14 protein-coding genes and 1 tRNA gene are annotated in these 14,626 nt (G+C 68.3%); 8 read left to right on the top strand and 7 right to left on the bottom strand.

The features are described 5' to 3' along the window. Positions 1–33: 33 nt before the first annotated feature. On the bottom strand, positions 34–1,800 hold the full coding sequence (locus tag ACTHL4_RS01585; protein WP_440280975.1) for an RICIN domain-containing protein: 1,767 nt from the start codon (positions 1,798–1,800) through the stop codon (positions 34–36). A 337-nt stretch (positions 1,801–2,137) separates the two neighbouring features. Between ACTHL4_RS01585 and ACTHL4_RS01580 the strand changes: the two genes are divergently transcribed. The 5 genes from ACTHL4_RS01580 to rplA all read left to right on the top strand — a co-directional run bounded on the left by ACTHL4_RS01580 (position 2,138) and on the right by rplA (position 5,153). Beyond that, a tRNA-Trp gene (locus ACTHL4_RS01580) sits at positions 2,138–2,210 on the top strand. A 39-nt stretch (positions 2,211–2,249) separates the two neighbouring features. Next, a complete protein-coding gene (gene secE / locus ACTHL4_RS01575; RefSeq protein ID WP_440280974.1) occupies positions 2,250–2,492 on the top strand; it encodes a preprotein translocase subunit SecE in 243 nt (80 codons plus the stop codon). A 442-nt stretch (positions 2,493–2,934) separates the two neighbouring features. Continuing rightward, positions 2,935–3,777, top strand: coding sequence for a transcription termination/antitermination protein NusG (nusG, locus tag ACTHL4_RS01570; RefSeq protein ID WP_440280976.1), 843 nt, complete (start codon positions 2,935–2,937; stop codon positions 3,775–3,777). 164 nt (positions 3,778–3,941) lie between these two features. Continuing rightward, a complete protein-coding gene (gene rplK, locus ACTHL4_RS01565) occupies positions 3,942–4,370 on the top strand; it encodes a 50S ribosomal protein L11 (protein WP_440280973.1) in 429 nt (142 codons plus the stop codon). A gap of 66 nt (positions 4,371–4,436) precedes the next feature. After that, positions 4,437–5,153, top strand: a complete 717-nt coding sequence (rplA, locus tag ACTHL4_RS01560) for a 50S ribosomal protein L1 (protein ID WP_440280972.1) — start codon at positions 4,437–4,439, stop codon at positions 5,151–5,153. 85 nt (positions 5,154–5,238) lie between these two features. On the opposite strand, the gene ACTHL4_RS01555 is transcribed toward rplA, so the two are convergent. From ACTHL4_RS01555 to ACTHL4_RS01530, 6 genes are read right to left on the bottom strand one after another with little or no spacing between them, the layout of a single operon-like run. Next, complete coding sequence (locus ACTHL4_RS01555; RefSeq protein WP_440280971.1) at positions 5,239–6,054, bottom strand: ATP-binding cassette domain-containing protein; 816 nt, start codon at positions 6,052–6,054, stop codon at positions 5,239–5,241. Beyond that, a complete protein-coding gene (locus ACTHL4_RS01550; protein ID WP_440280970.1) occupies positions 6,047–7,042 on the bottom strand; it encodes an ABC transporter ATP-binding protein in 996 nt (331 codons plus the stop codon). The genes ACTHL4_RS01555 and ACTHL4_RS01550 overlap by 8 nt, the downstream gene beginning before the upstream one ends. Beyond that, entirely contained in the window at positions 7,035–8,021 is a 987-nt protein-coding gene (locus ACTHL4_RS01545) for an ABC transporter permease (protein WP_440280969.1), read from the bottom strand. Before ACTHL4_RS01545 ends, ACTHL4_RS01550 begins: the two co-directional genes overlap by 8 nt. Beyond that, positions 8,018–8,950 carry an ABC transporter permease gene (locus ACTHL4_RS01540; protein WP_440280968.1) on the bottom strand — a complete coding sequence of 311 codons (933 nt, stop codon included), beginning with the start codon at positions 8,948–8,950 and terminating at the stop codon, positions 8,018–8,020. Before ACTHL4_RS01540 ends, ACTHL4_RS01545 begins: the two co-directional genes overlap by 4 nt. After that, positions 8,947–10,638 (bottom strand): ABC transporter substrate-binding protein, encoded by a 1,692-nt coding sequence (locus ACTHL4_RS01535; protein WP_440280967.1) that lies wholly within the window; start codon positions 10,636–10,638, stop codon positions 8,947–8,949. Before ACTHL4_RS01535 ends, ACTHL4_RS01540 begins: the two co-directional genes overlap by 4 nt. Before the next feature lie 58 nt (positions 10,639–10,696). Next, positions 10,697–12,151 carry an MFS transporter gene (locus ACTHL4_RS01530; protein WP_440280966.1) on the bottom strand — a complete coding sequence of 485 codons (1,455 nt, stop codon included), beginning with the start codon at positions 12,149–12,151 and terminating at the stop codon, positions 10,697–10,699. A gap of 110 nt (positions 12,152–12,261) precedes the next feature. Here ACTHL4_RS01530 and ACTHL4_RS01525 point away from each other — a divergent pair, with 110 nt between their 5' ends. The 3 genes from ACTHL4_RS01525 (at position 12,262) to rplL (ending at position 14,515) form a co-directional block, all read left to right on the top strand. Then, positions 12,262–13,053 carry a MerR family transcriptional regulator gene (locus tag ACTHL4_RS01525; protein WP_440280965.1) on the top strand — a complete coding sequence of 264 codons (792 nt, stop codon included), beginning with the start codon at positions 12,262–12,264 and terminating at the stop codon, positions 13,051–13,053. A gap of 361 nt (positions 13,054–13,414) precedes the next feature. Beyond that, complete coding sequence (rplJ, locus tag ACTHL4_RS01520) at positions 13,415–14,035, top strand: 50S ribosomal protein L10 (RefSeq protein WP_440280964.1); 621 nt, start codon at positions 13,415–13,417, stop codon at positions 14,033–14,035. A gap of 93 nt (positions 14,036–14,128) precedes the next feature. Further along, positions 14,129–14,515, top strand: coding sequence for a 50S ribosomal protein L7/L12 (gene rplL / locus ACTHL4_RS01515; protein ID WP_440280963.1), 387 nt, complete (start codon positions 14,129–14,131; stop codon positions 14,513–14,515). Positions 14,516–14,626: the final 111 nt, after the last annotated feature.

Here is a 14,626-nt window from a genome sequence, read left to right as displayed (position 1 = left end):
TGGTCCGCTCGTGACGTTCCGTGTCCGCTCGGTTCAGCCGAGCGGCACGAAGCGCAGCTCCTGCGTGGCGGGTTTGCGCGCGGAACCGGCTGCCGACTTCGTGCCGGTCCAGTTCCGGTAGGGCTCGGTGCGGGCCGGGCCGCCCTTGCCGCCGCCCAGGTCCAGCACCAACCCGCTGTAGCGGTTGACCAGCCGGAACGCGTTGCCGCCCTTGCCCTGGGTGGCTTGGATGAACCACTGTTGGCCGGCGGTCGGCCCGTCGCCACCGACCGGTGAGAGTCCGGTCGTCGCGCCCCAGGCCCGCCCGGTCGTGGAGGTGTCATCGACGCCGAGCGCCAGGCCGGAGGACGCGTTGCGGACCGTGTAGGAACCGTCGCCGTTGGAGCGGAATCGCCAGTGTGTGGAGGCCGAGTTCCCCTGGGCGACAACGGTCTTGGAGCCGACCGCAGCCAGCGCGCCACCGGCGGCGAGCAGCCGGTAATCCTGCCCGACGCGGACCGCTGACGTCGCGGGCCGGTCGGTGTCGATCGTGATGGTGGCGTAGTCGCCGTCCGAGCCGTTGGCGCACGCGATGGAGCAGTAGCTGCGGAACGTCTTGCCGACCGTGGTGCCCTGCGTCTTGCTGATCGGGTCGATCAACCAGCGATACCAGCTGCTGTTGGCGTATGCCGAACCCGTGTCGCCCACCAACGTCCACTTCGGGTGGGCGAGGTCGTCCGTGGCGTAGATGCGCTGCGGAGTGTTGTCGGACAGGCGTTCCGGCGTGCCGATGTACTTGCCGAGGTAGGCGTCGTAGGCGATGTTCAGGATGAACAGGTCGGAGTTCGGCGGCAGGGTGCCGGCCGCCTGCTGCTGCCGCCAGGTGCCCTTGGTGGTGGGGTCGTACTCCTTGTCCGGCGCGACATACCCGGTCGGCGAGCTGGCCGTCGAGACGACGCCGCTCTCCTTGCCGCCGACCCCGGGCTGGCGCCAGGCGCCGTCGTAGTACTTCTGCCAGGTGCCGGTCGCCATCTTGCCGCTGATCGGCGCGCGGGCGACGTGCTCGGTGAAGCCACCCCAGCTGCCGCCCTTGTCCACGATGCGCGAGCCGTAATAGACGTAGAAGTAACCGGACTTCATGTCGACGAACAGGCGCGGATCGCCGTCGCCGTAGTAGTAGGTCTGCTCCGGGAACGCGTGGGTGTCACCGCGTGTCGTGCTGTACGGCGAGGTGATCGCGTGGCCCTTGATCTGCCACGTCTTGCCGTGGTCGGTGGACACGGCGTAGTCGATCGCGTCGTAGTGCAGTCCGTCATCGAACGGCCGTGGGGTGAATTCGTTGTGGATCAGGCCGATCCAGTTGCCGGTGTCCGGGTCGACCCAGGTGCCGACCAGGTCGCAGTAGTTCGCGAAGGAGTAGCCGGTGGGTGTCGGGGTCGCCGTCGCCTCGCGGCCGGTGGGGCCGTTCAGGCAGCGCCATACGGTGTCGTCGTTGCGGTCCGGCGGGTTGGCCGGGTCGGCGGCCGTCGACAGCGCCTCGTCCTTGGGGGCGGTGTCCATGTCCTTGCCGGTGTAGAACTCCCACTCGTGCACGCTGTCGGCGCTGTAGAGGGAGGCGGACTGCTGGAAGTGGAAGGTGCCGTCGGCGTCGATGAACGGCGCGGCGGGGGTGTCGGTCGGATGGTTGTAGGCGCCGATCGTGCCGACATCGATCGTGTACGACGGCGCCTGCGGCGCGGCGCTCGCGCCCGGTGCGGCGGCGACGGTGGCCAGCGCGATGGCTGTCACTCCGGCGCTGCGCAGGGTCGTGGTCCGGTGCATGGGATGACCTCTTCTCTCGGCGAGCTGCGGCGGGGACGCGCAGCCTGGCGTTGTCGAGGCTAACGAGCAATTGACGTTAGATGAGCGTTCAAGCCCAAAAACTTCATCAAGAATCAAAGTCGGATCCTGTGCGACCCTGTGCGAGGTCGGGGTGGGCCGCCGCTGACCGGCCGGCGGGCGGTGCCCGGCGGTGGCAGTCCGCGACCGCGGAACTCCGATGGACCACGCACCGTTTTGTGAGGAGTGGGCCGGACACCGTATGCTTGACCCACCGATCAACCTCAGGCTGATGTGGCATGCCCGAAAGACGGCTTGTCGCGGTTGCGTGAGCGCTCGGAGGGCACTAGCTCAATTGGCAGAGCACCGGTCTCCAAAACCGGGGGTTGGGGGTTCAAGTCCCTCGTGCCCTGCACGACAGATTCACCAGAAGCAACGAGTCAGGAGTCACCGTGAGCACGAGCACCGCCTCGACGCGCGGCTCCGCCGACGAGAAGCCGCGGGGTGGCCCCCTCGGCAAGCTGGTGCTGTTCATCCGGCAGGTCATCGACGAGTTGCGCAAGGTGGTGCGGCCGACCCGTGACGAGCTGGTCAGCTACACCGTCGCGCTGGTCGTCTTCCTGGTGATCCTGATGGCTTACGTCGTCGGTTTGGACCAGCTGCTGGTGCACCTCGTCGACTGGGTCTTCGCCTGAGGCGTATGACGCCGCGGCGTCATACAGCGCCATACAGGCGTCCGGTACGACACGGAACATCAAGGAAAGCAGGGCAATGACTGGCGAGCTGGACCCGCAGGAGGCTGCGGCGCTGGACGCGACGCGCGCCGAGGACGAGGCATGGGACGCCGACCTGAAGGCTGAGGACGGCCAGGCCGTCGACGCTCTCGTGCTCGCGCACGACGAGGACGTCGACGCACCGGCGGACGACATCCGCGAGGCCATCGAGGACCAGATCGATGCCGCCGACGGTGACAGCGACACCGAGCAGGCACTGGAGATCGCCCGTGACGGTGCCGACCCGGAGGACCCGGCCGAACTCGACGCCATCCACCGCACCGAGACCGACGTCGAGGACGACGGCGACGACTTCGACCCGGACGCAGCCGAGGCCGGTGACGACCCGCAGGCCGAGGCCGAGATCGCCGAGGCAGACGACGACACGGCCGCCGAGGCCGACGCCGAGCGTGACGAGGCAGAGGTCGACGGCGCCGAGGGCGACGAGGAGGCCGAGGCCGAGGTCGCCGGCGAGGCCGCCGACCTCGGCGAGGACGTCGCCGGCGACGACACCGGGGACAGCGCCGACGGGGACAGCGCCGACGGGGACAGCACCGACGAGGCTCCCGCGCTGACCGCTGACGAGCAACGTGCCGCCTTCATCGCCGACCTCAAGATGCAGTTCGGCGAGTGGTATGTCGTGCACTCCTACGCCGGCTACGAGAAGCGCGTCAAGGCCAACCTCGAGACCCGCATGACCAGCCTCAACATGGAGGACTACATCTTCCAGGTCGAGGTTCCCATGGAGGAGTTCACCGAGATCAAGAACTCCCAGCGCAAGACCGGCACCCGCGTGCGGATGCCCGGATACGTGCTGGTGCGCATGGACCTCACCGACGAGAGCTGGGGCGCGGTGCGCCACACCCCGGGTGTGACCGGTTTCGTGGGCAATGCCCACCAGCCGTCGCCGCTGTCGATCGACGAGGTCGTGACGATGCTCAACCCGGTCTTCGAGGAGCCGGCCGGCGCGACCGAGTCGGGTGCTCCTGCGGCCGGTGGTGCGGCCAAGCCCGGCAAGACCGCGGCGAGCGCGGACGTCGATTTCGAGGTCGGCGAGTCCGTCACCGTCATGGAGGGCCCGTTCGAGACTCTGCCCGCGTCGATCTCCGAGATCAACACCGACACCCAGAAGCTCAAGGTGTTGGTGTCCATCTTCGGCCGGGAGACCCCGGTCGAGCTGTCGTTCAACCAGGTCGCCAAAATCTAAACCCGACGAAGTTTCTCCCCCGCTTCGCTCCTCCGAATACTTCGCGGGGGCCCCGAACGGGAAGCGGTGGAGCGATGAGGAAAGAACCCTGACCGGGACTGCCGGCTCAGGACAATGCAACCGGGTCATCGCCCACGGCGTAGGCCCACGAGAAGGAATAGAGCATGCCTCCCAAGAAGAAGGTCGCCGGCTTCATCAAGCTGCAGATCCAGGCCGGCCAGGCGACCCCTGCCCCGCCTGTCGGTCCCGCGCTCGGTCAGCACGGCGTCAACATCATGGAGTTCGTCAAGGCGTACAACGACGCCACGGCGGACAAGCGCGGCAACGTCATCCCGGTGGAGATCACGGTCTACGAGGACCGCTCCTTCACCTTCATCACCAAGACCCCGCCGGCCGCCGAGCTGATCAAGAAGGCCGCCGGTGTCGCCAAGGGTTCCGGTGAGCCGCACAAGAACAAGGTCGGCAAGCTGACCAAGGACCAGGTCCGTGAGATCGCCACCGAGAAGATGGCCGACCTCAACGCCCACGACGTGGAGCAGGCTTCGCGCATCATCGCCGGCACTGCACGCTCGATGGGCATCGAGACCGAGTAACACCACCAACACACCGTGGATGGGCCCGCTTCGGCCCGCACAACCACAACCCTGAAGGGAAACCACATGAAGCACAGCAAGAACTACCGCGCAGCGGCGGAGCAGATCGACAAGAGCAAGGTCTACGCGCCGCTGGAGGCCGTGCGTCTGGCCAAGGCCGGTGCCAAGACCAAGTACGACTCGACCGTCGAGGTCGCGTTCCGTCTCGGCGTCGACCCGCGCAAGGCCGACCAGATGGTCCGCGGCACCGTCAACCTGCCCAACGGCACCGGTAAGACCGCCCGCGTGCTGGTCTTCGCCAACGGTGACAAGGCTGCCGCCGCGGAGGCCGCGGGTGCGGACTTCGTCGGTTCGGACGAGCTGCTCGACAAGGTCGCCGGCGGCTGGACCGACTTCGACGCGGTCGTCGCCACGCCCGACCTGATGGGCAAGGTGGGTCGTCTCGGTAAGGTCCTGGGTCCGCGCGGCCTGATGCCGAACCCGAAGACCGGCACCGTCACGATGGACGTCGCCAAGGCCGTCTCCGACATCAAGGGCGGCAAGATCGAGTTCCGCGTCGACAAGCACTCCAACCTGCACTTCATCATCGGCAAGGTCTCCTTCGACGAGAAGGCCCTGATCGAGAACTACGGTGCGGCGCTGGAGGAGATCCTGCGTCTGAAGCCGGCCGCTTCGAAGGGCCGCTACATCTCCAAGGCGACGATGTCGACCACGATGGGCCCGGGCATCCCGCTCGATGCCTCCGTCACGCGCAACCTGATGGGAGAGGACGCCGACGCCTGATCGTCGCTCTCCCGCCACACGCACGCGGCCGTCGTCCCCCGGGGACGGCGGCCGTTTGCGTATGGCGCGCAGCCGTCGCATCCCGTCATTCGGTGGATGTCGGCAAGGGGCGGCGCCGACGGTGCGGGTCCGGCACCGGCACGGCCGCCAGCAAGGAGCGCGTGTAGGGGTCCTGCGGATCGTCGTAGATCTGCGCGACCGGGCCGGACTCGACCAGCCGGCCCTGCTGCATCACAGCCACCCGGTCGGCGATGCCGCGCACGACCGCCAGATCGTGGGAGACCACCAGCAGGGCGAGGCCGCGTTCGTCGCGGAGATCTCCGAGCAGGTTGAGGATCTGCGCCCGGATGGACACATCCAGCGCCGACACCGGCTCGTCGGCGATGATCATCCGCGGTTGCGTCGCCAAGGCACGCGCGATGCCGATGCGCTGACGCTGGCCGCCGGAGAACTGGTGTGGGTAACGGTCCAGGTGCTCCGGCTCCAGACCGACCGACGTGACGAGATCTTCCAATGCCTGTCGATCGCGGGGGAGACCGTGGTTGCGCAGCGGCCCGGAGACGATGCGTGCGACCGTCTGGCGGGGGTTGAGCGAGGTGTAGGGGTCCTGGAAGACGACGCTCAGTTCCCGCCGGAGGGTGCGCAGTCCACGGCCGCGCAGCTGCGCCACATCGTTGCCGTCGAAAAGGATCCGGCCGGACGTGGGGTCCGTCAGCCGCAGCGCCAGGCGGGACAGCGTCGACTTGCCCGAGCCGGACTCGCCGACGAGTGCGACCGTCTCACCGGGCGCGACATCGAGCGAAACGTCCTGCACCGCATGCGTTTCCGCCCCCGGCCGGAAGGCCGAGCGGCTGCGGAACGTCTTGCTGACGTTGCGCAGGCTCAACAAGGGCTCAGTCATGGGGCAGCTCCCGCTCGGCGGTGTAGTGGCAGGCGGCACGGTGCTGGTCGCTGCCCGGCCGCGGGTCCAGCGGCGGGCGCTGCGTGCGGCAGGCGTCGCCCACCGCGGCGGCGAACGCGCACCGCGGGTGGAACGGACAGCCGCCCGGCAGGTTGGTGCCCGACGCCGGCACGCCGGGTATGGCGGCCAGTCTGCCGGGAGCCTCCAGGTTCGGGGTCGCCTGCAGCAGGGCCCGCGTGTAGGGGTGCGCCGGACGGTCGAAGATGTCCAGGACGCTGCCCGATTCGACGATCCGGCCGGCATACATGACGGCGATCCGGTCGGCGGTCTCGGCGACGACGCCGAGGTCGTGGGTGATGAGCACCAGCGCCATACCGAGATCGTCGGTGAGCCCGGTGAGCAAATCGAGCACCTGCCGCTGGACGGTGACATCCAGAGCAGTGGTGGGCTCGTCGGCGATCAGGATCGCGGGTTCGTTGACGATCGCCATGGCGATCATCGCGCGTTGCCGCATGCCGCCACTGAACTCGTGCGGGTAGTCGTCGACGCGGCGCTGCGGCTCCCGGATGCCGACCCGTCCGAGCACTTCCACGGCACGCTTGCGCGCGGTCGCGCGATCCACGTGATGGTGCAACCGGTAGGCGTCGCTGATCTGTCGGCCGATGGTCCTGAAAGGGTTCAGCGACGCCAAGGCGTCCTGGAAGACCATTGCGATCGTGCTGCCGCGCAACGCGACTCGTCGCTTCTCCGACATGGCATTGAGGTCCGCGCCCTCGATCAGGACGCTGCCGTCCACGGTGGCCGACTCGGGCAGCAGGCCGATGGACGCCAGTGCCGTCGCGGACTTGCCCGAGCCGGACTCGCCCACGACGGCCAGCACCTGACCCGGGTAGGCGTCCAGCGTCACACCGTTGACCGCGGCGACGGGGCCGGACGAGCCGCGGAAGGTGACCCGCAGGTCACGCAGGCTCAGAGCGGGACTAACCACGGCGCACCCTCGGGTCGATGGAGCCTTGGACGACGTCGACGATCAGGTTGCCGACGATGATCAGCGCGGCGCCGAAAAGTGCTGTGCCGACCACGATCCCGAGATCATGGGAGGAGACGCCACCGATCAGCAGGTCACCGATGCCGTGCATGCTGAACACCCGCTCGGTGAAGATCGACCCGCTCAGCAGCATGGCCAGATCGAGGCCGAACAGCGTGGTGATCGGCACCCACACGCCGCGGCGCGCGGTGCGGCGCACGGTGCGCCGGTTCGCACCGGTGGCGCGCTGGGCGAGCAGATGATCGGAGCCGAGTTCGTCGAGCATCTGGTTGCGGGCGAACCGTGCGTAACCCGCTGCGTTGATCAGCCCGATGACGCACCAGGGCAGGATCAGGTGCCAGGCCCAGTCCACCGGGCTCTGGGTCAGTGGCACGTAACCGGACACCGGCACCATGTTCAGCTGGAAACCGAACAGCAGGATCCCCAACAGCCCCAACAGGTATGCCGGGGTCGCGACCAGGAACAACGAACCGCCGCGCACCATCGCATCCGGCCAACGGCCGCGGAAGATCGCGGCGAGCGGCCCGAGCGTCATACCCACGAGGAGGGAGACGGCGGCACCGCCGAGGGCGATCGACGCGGTGACCGGCAGGCGGGACCAGATCAGGCCGGTGACCGACTGCCGCTGGTCGAAGGAGAAGCCGAAGCACGGTGCGGAACAGTGCGCAGCCTCGGCCCCCGTGCCGTAGGTGCGGCCGACGAACAGCCCCTTGAGGAAGTCCAGCCACTGCACGAAGGCGCTGTGGTCGGTGCCCATGAAGTGCTTCACCTGCGCGAGTCGCTCCGGCTGGCAAGGCTTTCCACACATGACTCGGGCGGGGTCGGACGGGCCGCTGTAGAACAGCATGAAGACGCAGAAGGAGATCGCGAGCAGGACCAGCAGCGAGACCAGCAAGCGCCGGGCGAGGTAGGAGGTCATCGGGCGTTCTCCTCGGCACGCACGTCGAAGGCATCCCGCAGGGCATCGCCGAGCAGGGTCGCGCCCAGCACGATGAGCAGCAGGACGGCCGACGGGAAGATGAGGTAGCCGGCGTCGGCGCCGGTGTAGGTCCAGGTGATGGACGAGCCGATGAGGACACCCAGGTCCGGGGTGTCGGCGCCGATGCCGACCCCGAGGAAGCTCAGTCCGGCGGACACCGCCACGGTCGCCGGGAAGCTCAGCGCGACCACGACAGCGAGCGTGCCGACCAGGTTGGGCAGGAGTTCTCCGCCGAACACCCGGTGCAGCGGCGTGCCGGAAGCCTTTGCCGCGTCGATGAATTCACGGGCCGCCAGTTGTTTGGTCTGGGTGTGGATCAATCGCGCGGTGCTCACCCAACCGAATGCGGCCAGCACGACGGCCAGGACCACGGGTTTGGGGATGTCGGCCGGCACGATCAGTTGCAGGGCGATCAGGAACAGCAGCGTGGGGAAGCCGAACATGAAGTCCACGAACCGGCCCAGCGCCGCTTCGAACCAACCGCCGAGATAGCCCATCGCCATACCGACGGCGGCACCGATGATGACCGACACGATGGTGGCCGCCAGGGCGATCAGGATCGTGGTGCGCAACCCGTAGACCACCAGCGCGAACAGGTCGCGACCGGTGCCCGGCTCGACCCCGAACCAGTGGGCGCCGCTCACCCCGCCGAAGGTGCCGATCGGGTTGCCGCCGTTGTTGCCGTCGACGAGCTCGCCGTGGAAATCACTCGGGTTCTGCCCCTCCAGGGCGGTCAGCAACGGAGCGCAGAAGCCGGCCACGATGACCGCCAGCAGGGCGAGCGCCCCGATCCGGCCGCCACCGGACCGCATGGTCCGGTGGACGGCGGCGCTGATCGGGGAGCGGCTGCGCGCAACCGCGGTCGTCACTTGCGCAGGCCCTGGACCAGCACGTTCGGGTACGTCGGGAAGGTCGGGATGTAGGTGTCCGTGACGTTGCTGCCGTTGAGGTAGGCCTGGTGCGAGTAGTAGAGCGGCACGGCCGGCGCCTGCTGCATGATCTGCTTGTCGATCGCCGTCCAGGCGGCGTCGGCCCCGGCTGGGTCGGTGATGCCGGTCGCCTTGTTGATCGCGGCATCCACGGCCGGGTCGTTGAATTTCGACAGGTTGAAGTTGCCGCCGCCGATCTGGTTGGACGCGAACACCGGCTGCAGTTGCGCGTAGGCACCCGGGTAGTCGGCCTGCCAGCCGGAGATCGTCAGGTCGAAGTTGTTGCCCTGCGAGACGGTCGCCAGCCAGGTGTCGCTGTCCTTGCCGGCCAGCTTGACGTTGATGCCGATCTTCTTCAGGTCCGCCTTGATCGACGCGGCCTGCTTGGCCTCCTGCGGCGTGGTCGAGTCGTAGACCAGGGTGAGGGTCGGCACCTTGGTGTTGCCGAGCAACTGCTTGGCCTTGGCGATGTCACCGGTGGCCGGGGCGGGGTAGAGGTCGAACTTCTGGTAGCCCTGGACTCCCGGCGGGATCAGCGTGGTCGCCAGCGACCCGGCATACGTCGGGCCGCCTGCGATCGTCTGCAACGACTTCTTGTCGATCGCGTACTGAAGTGCCTTGCGGACGTTGAGGTTCTTCAGGCCCGGCCGGCTGGTGTTGATCGCGAGGAACTCCACGGCACCGGAGGGGGAGACGGTCGTGCGCGCCTTCACCGCCGGATCGGAGTTGATCTTCGGCACGATCGCGGCGGTCACCGCGACACCGGCGCCGTTCTTGTCGTCGCCCTGATCGTCGACCATGCGCTGCGCGAGCGTGTCGGGGTCCAGGCCCATCTCGTAGACGACCTGGTCCGGCGCACCCAGGCGCACCGGGTCGGAGCTCTTCTGCCAGTGCGGGTTTCGCTTGAGCGTCACCTTGGAACCGACGGTGTATGACGCCACCTGGTAGGGGCCGGACGACGGCGGGGTGTGGTCGTATGCCGGAATGCCCATCCCGGCCTTGGCGGGGATCGGGGCGAAGGCCGGCATCGAGGCGACCCAGCCCCAGTCGGCGAACGGCCGGACCAGGTGGAAGACGATCGTGTTCTTGTCCGGCGTCTGGATGGAGTCCAGCTGCTTGCCCTTGGCCGGACCCTGGTATTTCTCGCCGCCGACCAGCAGCGCCTTGTGATAGCTCAAGCCGCCCTGCAGCTGCGGGTCGAAGCTGCGCTCGATGCCGAACTTGATGTCCTGTGCGGTGATGACACTGCCGTCGGCGTACTTCTGGCCCGACTTGAGCCGGTAGGTCCACGTCCTGCCGCCGTCGGACGGCGTGCCGGTGGTGGTCGCCAGGTCCGGCACGAGCTGGGTGTCGCCGTTGGGGGACGTCTTCCACGTCGTCAGGCCGCGCACGATCAGGTGGATCGAGCTGGTGCCGAGGTTCTGGCTTTTGGCGGGGTCGAAGTGGATCTCCTTGCTGGAGGAGTATTCGTAGAGCGTGCCGCCCTTGGCCGGTGCGGCCGTCGCGCCGTGCCCGCCGGTCGAGGCACCGGTGGAGGAGGAGCCGTGGGAATTGGCGTTGCAGGACGCCAGCGCCAGGCTTCCGGCGAGTGCGGTGACGGCGATGAGTGAAGCGCGACGACGGGACATGTCGACCTTTCGGGAAGGACCAGGGGTGCCAGGAAGTTATCGACATACTAGGTGCGCGTTATGACAATGACCTCCGTGGGGTACGCACCGCTGCGCCGACGACCACCAGCAAGCCGGTAACAGCCATCAGGTAGCACAGCCCGTGTTCGAAGGCGATCCGCGGACCCTGCCCGGCGGCCCCGAAGAACACGATCCCGATCAACGCGACACCGACGGTGTTGCCGATCTGTTGCACGGCCGACAGCGTGCCGGACAGCGATGCTGCCTCTGCCGGAGCGACCGAGGACATCACGGTGGCGATCTGGCTGGTCAGGCAGATGCCCATGCCGACACCGGTGAGCACCAGTCCGGGGGCGAGCCACCACCCACCGGCGCCGGGGGCGTCGGCGACCACGACGGCGGTGAGCGCATGGCCGGCCAGGCACAGTCCGGCACCGGCGACGCCCGCACGGGCGCCCAGTCGTCCGGACAGTTGCTCGGCGCGCGCCGTGCCGACCAGGTACGCCACTGCGAGGAAGGTGAACATCGCACCCGACTCCAGGGCGCTGAGTCCGCGGCCGCCCTGCAGGTAGATCGCCAGCACCAGGAAGTAGGACGCCATACCGAGGAAGAGCAGGGTCTGCAAGGCCAGCCCGGCGCGCAGCGTCGCCGAGCCGCGCAGCACCGCGCCGAGCATCGGCTCCTCGCCCCGTCGCAGCAGCGTCCGGCAACGCATCACCAGCACAGCTGCCAGCACCACCGAGCCGGCCAGGCAGACCCAGGTCCACGCCGGCCACCCGAGCCGCCGGCCTTCGAGCAGCGGCAACAGCACGGCGGTGAGGGCGCCGGTGGCCAGGACTGTCTCGAGGGCGTCGAGCCGGGGCGGGTGGTCCGGCCGGGTCGCCGGCAGCTGCCGTACGAGCGCGAGTATGGCGCCTCCGATCGGCACGTTGACCAGGAAGATCGAGCGCCAGCCGAGACCGAGGACGTCCAGCTGGATGAGCGCGCCACCGATGAGCTGACCGCTCGCGGCGGCGAGCCCCATCACGGTCGAGTAGGCGCCGATAGCACGCACCCTCGCGGGGCCCTGGTAGATCTCGCCGATCAGCGCGAGCACCATCGGCGTGATGAGCGCACCGCCGGCACCCTGCACGATGCGGGCGCCGGTGAGCGCGAGGATCGACGGTGCCAGTCCGCAGGCAGCCGAGGCGGCGGTGAAGAGCGTCACCCCCCAGCCGAAGATGCGCCGTCGGCCCCATCGGTCACCGGCTCGTGCGCCGGCCAGCAGCAGTCCGCCGTAGGTGAGCCCGAAACCGGCGATCACCCACTCGACCCCCGTGTCGTCGGTGTGCAGATCCTGCTGCATCGCCGGCAGTGCGACGTTGACGATGAAGAAGTCGAGGACGACCACGAAGACTCCCGCCAGCAGGGCCGCGAGCGGCCGCCAATCGGCAGGTGCCTTCGAATTGTTCTGTGCAGGAGGGGTTTTCGATGTGCGGCGACTGGAGCGCGGCACCGGGTTCGTTGTGGTCATGTCTCCGTTGTCCGGCCTCCTGCAAGGGGAGAGTCCAGCGCTGCGGCGGAAGCGGGTGTCATTCCGGTGGCATTGACCCTCCTGTTGCGGGAGGGTCTTGCCTTGTGCACATGACAGAGCTGCTCAGCATCGGTGACTTCTCGAAGATGACCTTCCTCAGCGTCAAGGCGCTGCGGCACTACCACGATGTCGGGCTGTTGGCTCCGGCGCAGATCGACCCGCATTCCGGCTATCGCTACTACCGCCCCCAGCAGGTGGGTGACGCACAGCTGATCCGTCGGCTGCGGGAGCTCGACCTGCCGGTCGAGGCCGTTCGCCGGGTGGTCGCCGCACCGGATCCGGCCGTACGCGACGCGATCATCGCCGAGCACCTGGACCGGATGACCGAGCAGTTGCGCCGGACCCAGGACACCGTCGACTCGCTGCGGCGCATCCTGCAGGACGACCAGCCCGCCCTGGAGGTGACGACGGTGACCGAGCCGGAGGTATCGGCGCTGGTCGTGCGCGAGCGGGTCACCGCGGATGCCGCGATGGCATGGTGGGTCGACACGTTCACCGCCCTGCATCGCAGGTTGCGGCTCAACCACGGGCAGCGCACCGGCCCGGACGGCGTCGTCTTCCCGACGGAGTACTTCACCGAGGGCGTCGCGGATCTGGTGGCCTACCTGCCTGTTGCGCCCGGCACCCGGGGCGCCGAACAGATCGCCGGAGGCGCGCTCGCGGTCACCTCGTACGACGGGCCGTTCGTCGATCTCGATCACGCGTATGGCGTGCTCGGGCGATCGGTGACCGAGCGGGCCGTGGCCGCCGATGGTCCCGTCCGTGAGCGCTACCTGCCGCGCGGCGCTGCCGCGGACCTGCTCGATCACACGACCCTCGTGTGCTGGCCGGTCGGCGACTGAGCCTGTCGCCGACTGAGCCTGTCGCCGACTGAGCCTGTCGCCGACTGAGCCTGTCGCCGATTTGCTCCGCGGTCGCCGCGAACCGTATTCTTGAGCCACCGAAGACCGCCGGTTGTCCACGTGCCCCGGCACGTGACCGAAGGTTCCGCACTCGAGCGGGCGACCAGCGCAGGTGAACGCAGGCAGCACGATCGCGCCATACCTCGCGTATGGCGCCCGATCGCATGTGAGCCCCGGACATCTGTGCCGGGGCTCTTTTTCGTGTGCCGGATCCTCCGCGGTGGCCCCTCGGAAGACCCGCGACGAACATTCACCAATGGATGATCGTCGGGACGAACATTCACCGATCAAGGAGGTCCGCATGGCCAAGTCCGACAAGTCGGCAGCCATCGCCGAGCTCACGGACAAGTTCCGTGACTCGGGTGCGGCCGTGCTGACGGAGTACCGCGGCCTGTCCGTGGCTCAGCTCACCGAGCTGCGCAACTCCATCCGTGAGCACGCGACCTACACCGTGGTGAAGAACACGCTCACCAAGCGCGCCGCCGAGGCGGCCGGTGTGACGGCATTCGACGACGACCTGCAGGGTCCGTCGGCGATCGCCTTCATCACCGGTGACCCGGTGGAGGCCGCCAAGGGGCTGCGTGACTTCGCCAAGGCGAACCCTCTGCTGGTGATCAAGGGCGGCGTCATGGACGGCAAGGCCCTGTCATCGGAAGAGATCACCAAGCTTGCGAGCCTCGAGTCTCGCGAGGTCCTGCTCGCCAAGCTGGCCGGCGCCATGAACGCGTCGCTCAGCCAGGCGGTCTACCTCTTCGCCGCGCCGCTGTCGCAGACCGCCCGGGTCGTCGACGCGCTGCGGGCCAAGGTCGAGACCGAGGGCCCGGTTGCCGCCGACGCCCCGGCCGCTGCCGCCGAAGAGACCGCTGCCGAGGCTCCGGCCGAGGCTGCTTCAGACGTCGCCGAGGGTGGCGACGAGAGCTGATCGCCTCACGGCGCTTCAGTTCGAATCTTTCACAAGACAAAGCCACTCACGGCATGCGACTCCGGTCGTAGAAACAACGAAAGGTTGCCAACCATGGCAAAGCTCAGCACCGAAGAGCTCCTTGACCAGTTCAAGGAGATGACCCTGATCGAGCTCAGCGAGTTCGTCAAGGAGTTCGAGGACACCTTCAACGTCACCGCTGCCGCTCCGGTCGCCGTGGCCGCTGCCGGTGGTGCCGGTGGCGCCGCCCCCGAGGCCGCCGAGGAGAAGTCGGAGTTCGACGTCATCCTCACCGCTGCCGGTGACAAGAAGATCCAGGTCATCAAGGAGGTCCGCGCGCTGACCTCCCTCGGCCTGAAGGAAGCCAAGGACCTCGTGGACGGCGCCCCCAAGCCCGTTCTGGAGAACGTCGACAAGGCTGCCGCCGAGAAGGCCAAGGAGCAGCTCGAGGGCGCCGGCGCGTCCGTCGAGCTCAAGTGAGCTGACGCTGCGCTGCTCTTCGCAGCGGGGGCCGGGCGGGAACCGCCCGGGCCCCCGGGCGGGGGCCCCCCCCCAACCGGGGGGGGGGGCAAAACCCCCAGCGGGGGGAAC

The sequence above is a fragment of the Flexivirga sp. genome (genome assembly GCF_051955415.1).
Taxonomy (GTDB): Bacteria; Actinomycetota; Actinomycetes; order Actinomycetales; family Dermatophilaceae; genus Flexivirga.
Note: the sequence above shows the minus strand (reverse complement) of the source record. Positions and strands in the feature narration are given on the sequence as shown.

Coding starts and splice junctions, on each gene's coding strand:
- ACTHL4_RS01585 (WP_440280975.1), bottom strand. CDS start 1,800: ATGCACCGGACCACGACCCTGCGCAGCGCCGGAGTGACAGCCATCGCG.
- rplK (WP_440280973.1), top strand. CDS start 3,942: ATGCCTCCCAAGAAGAAGGTCGCCGGCTTCATCAAGCTGCAGATCCAG.
- rplA (WP_440280972.1), top strand. CDS start 4,437: ATGAAGCACAGCAAGAACTACCGCGCAGCGGCGGAGCAGATCGACAAG.
- ACTHL4_RS01555 (WP_440280971.1), bottom strand. CDS start 6,054: ATGACTGAGCCCTTGTTGAGCCTGCGCAACGTCAGCAAGACGTTCCGC.
- ACTHL4_RS01545 (WP_440280969.1), bottom strand. CDS start 8,021: ATGACCTCCTACCTCGCCCGGCGCTTGCTGGTCTCGCTGCTGGTCCTG.
- ACTHL4_RS01535 (WP_440280967.1), bottom strand. CDS start 10,638: ATGTCCCGTCGTCGCGCTTCACTCATCGCCGTCACCGCACTCGCCGGA.
- ACTHL4_RS01530 (WP_440280966.1), bottom strand. CDS start 12,151: ATGACCACAACGAACCCGGTGCCGCGCTCCAGTCGCCGCACATCGAAA.
- ACTHL4_RS01525 (WP_440280965.1), top strand. CDS start 12,262: ATGACAGAGCTGCTCAGCATCGGTGACTTCTCGAAGATGACCTTCCTC.
- rplJ (WP_440280964.1), top strand. CDS start 13,415: ATGGCCAAGTCCGACAAGTCGGCAGCCATCGCCGAGCTCACGGACAAG.
- rplL (WP_440280963.1), top strand. CDS start 14,129: ATGGCAAAGCTCAGCACCGAAGAGCTCCTTGACCAGTTCAAGGAGATG.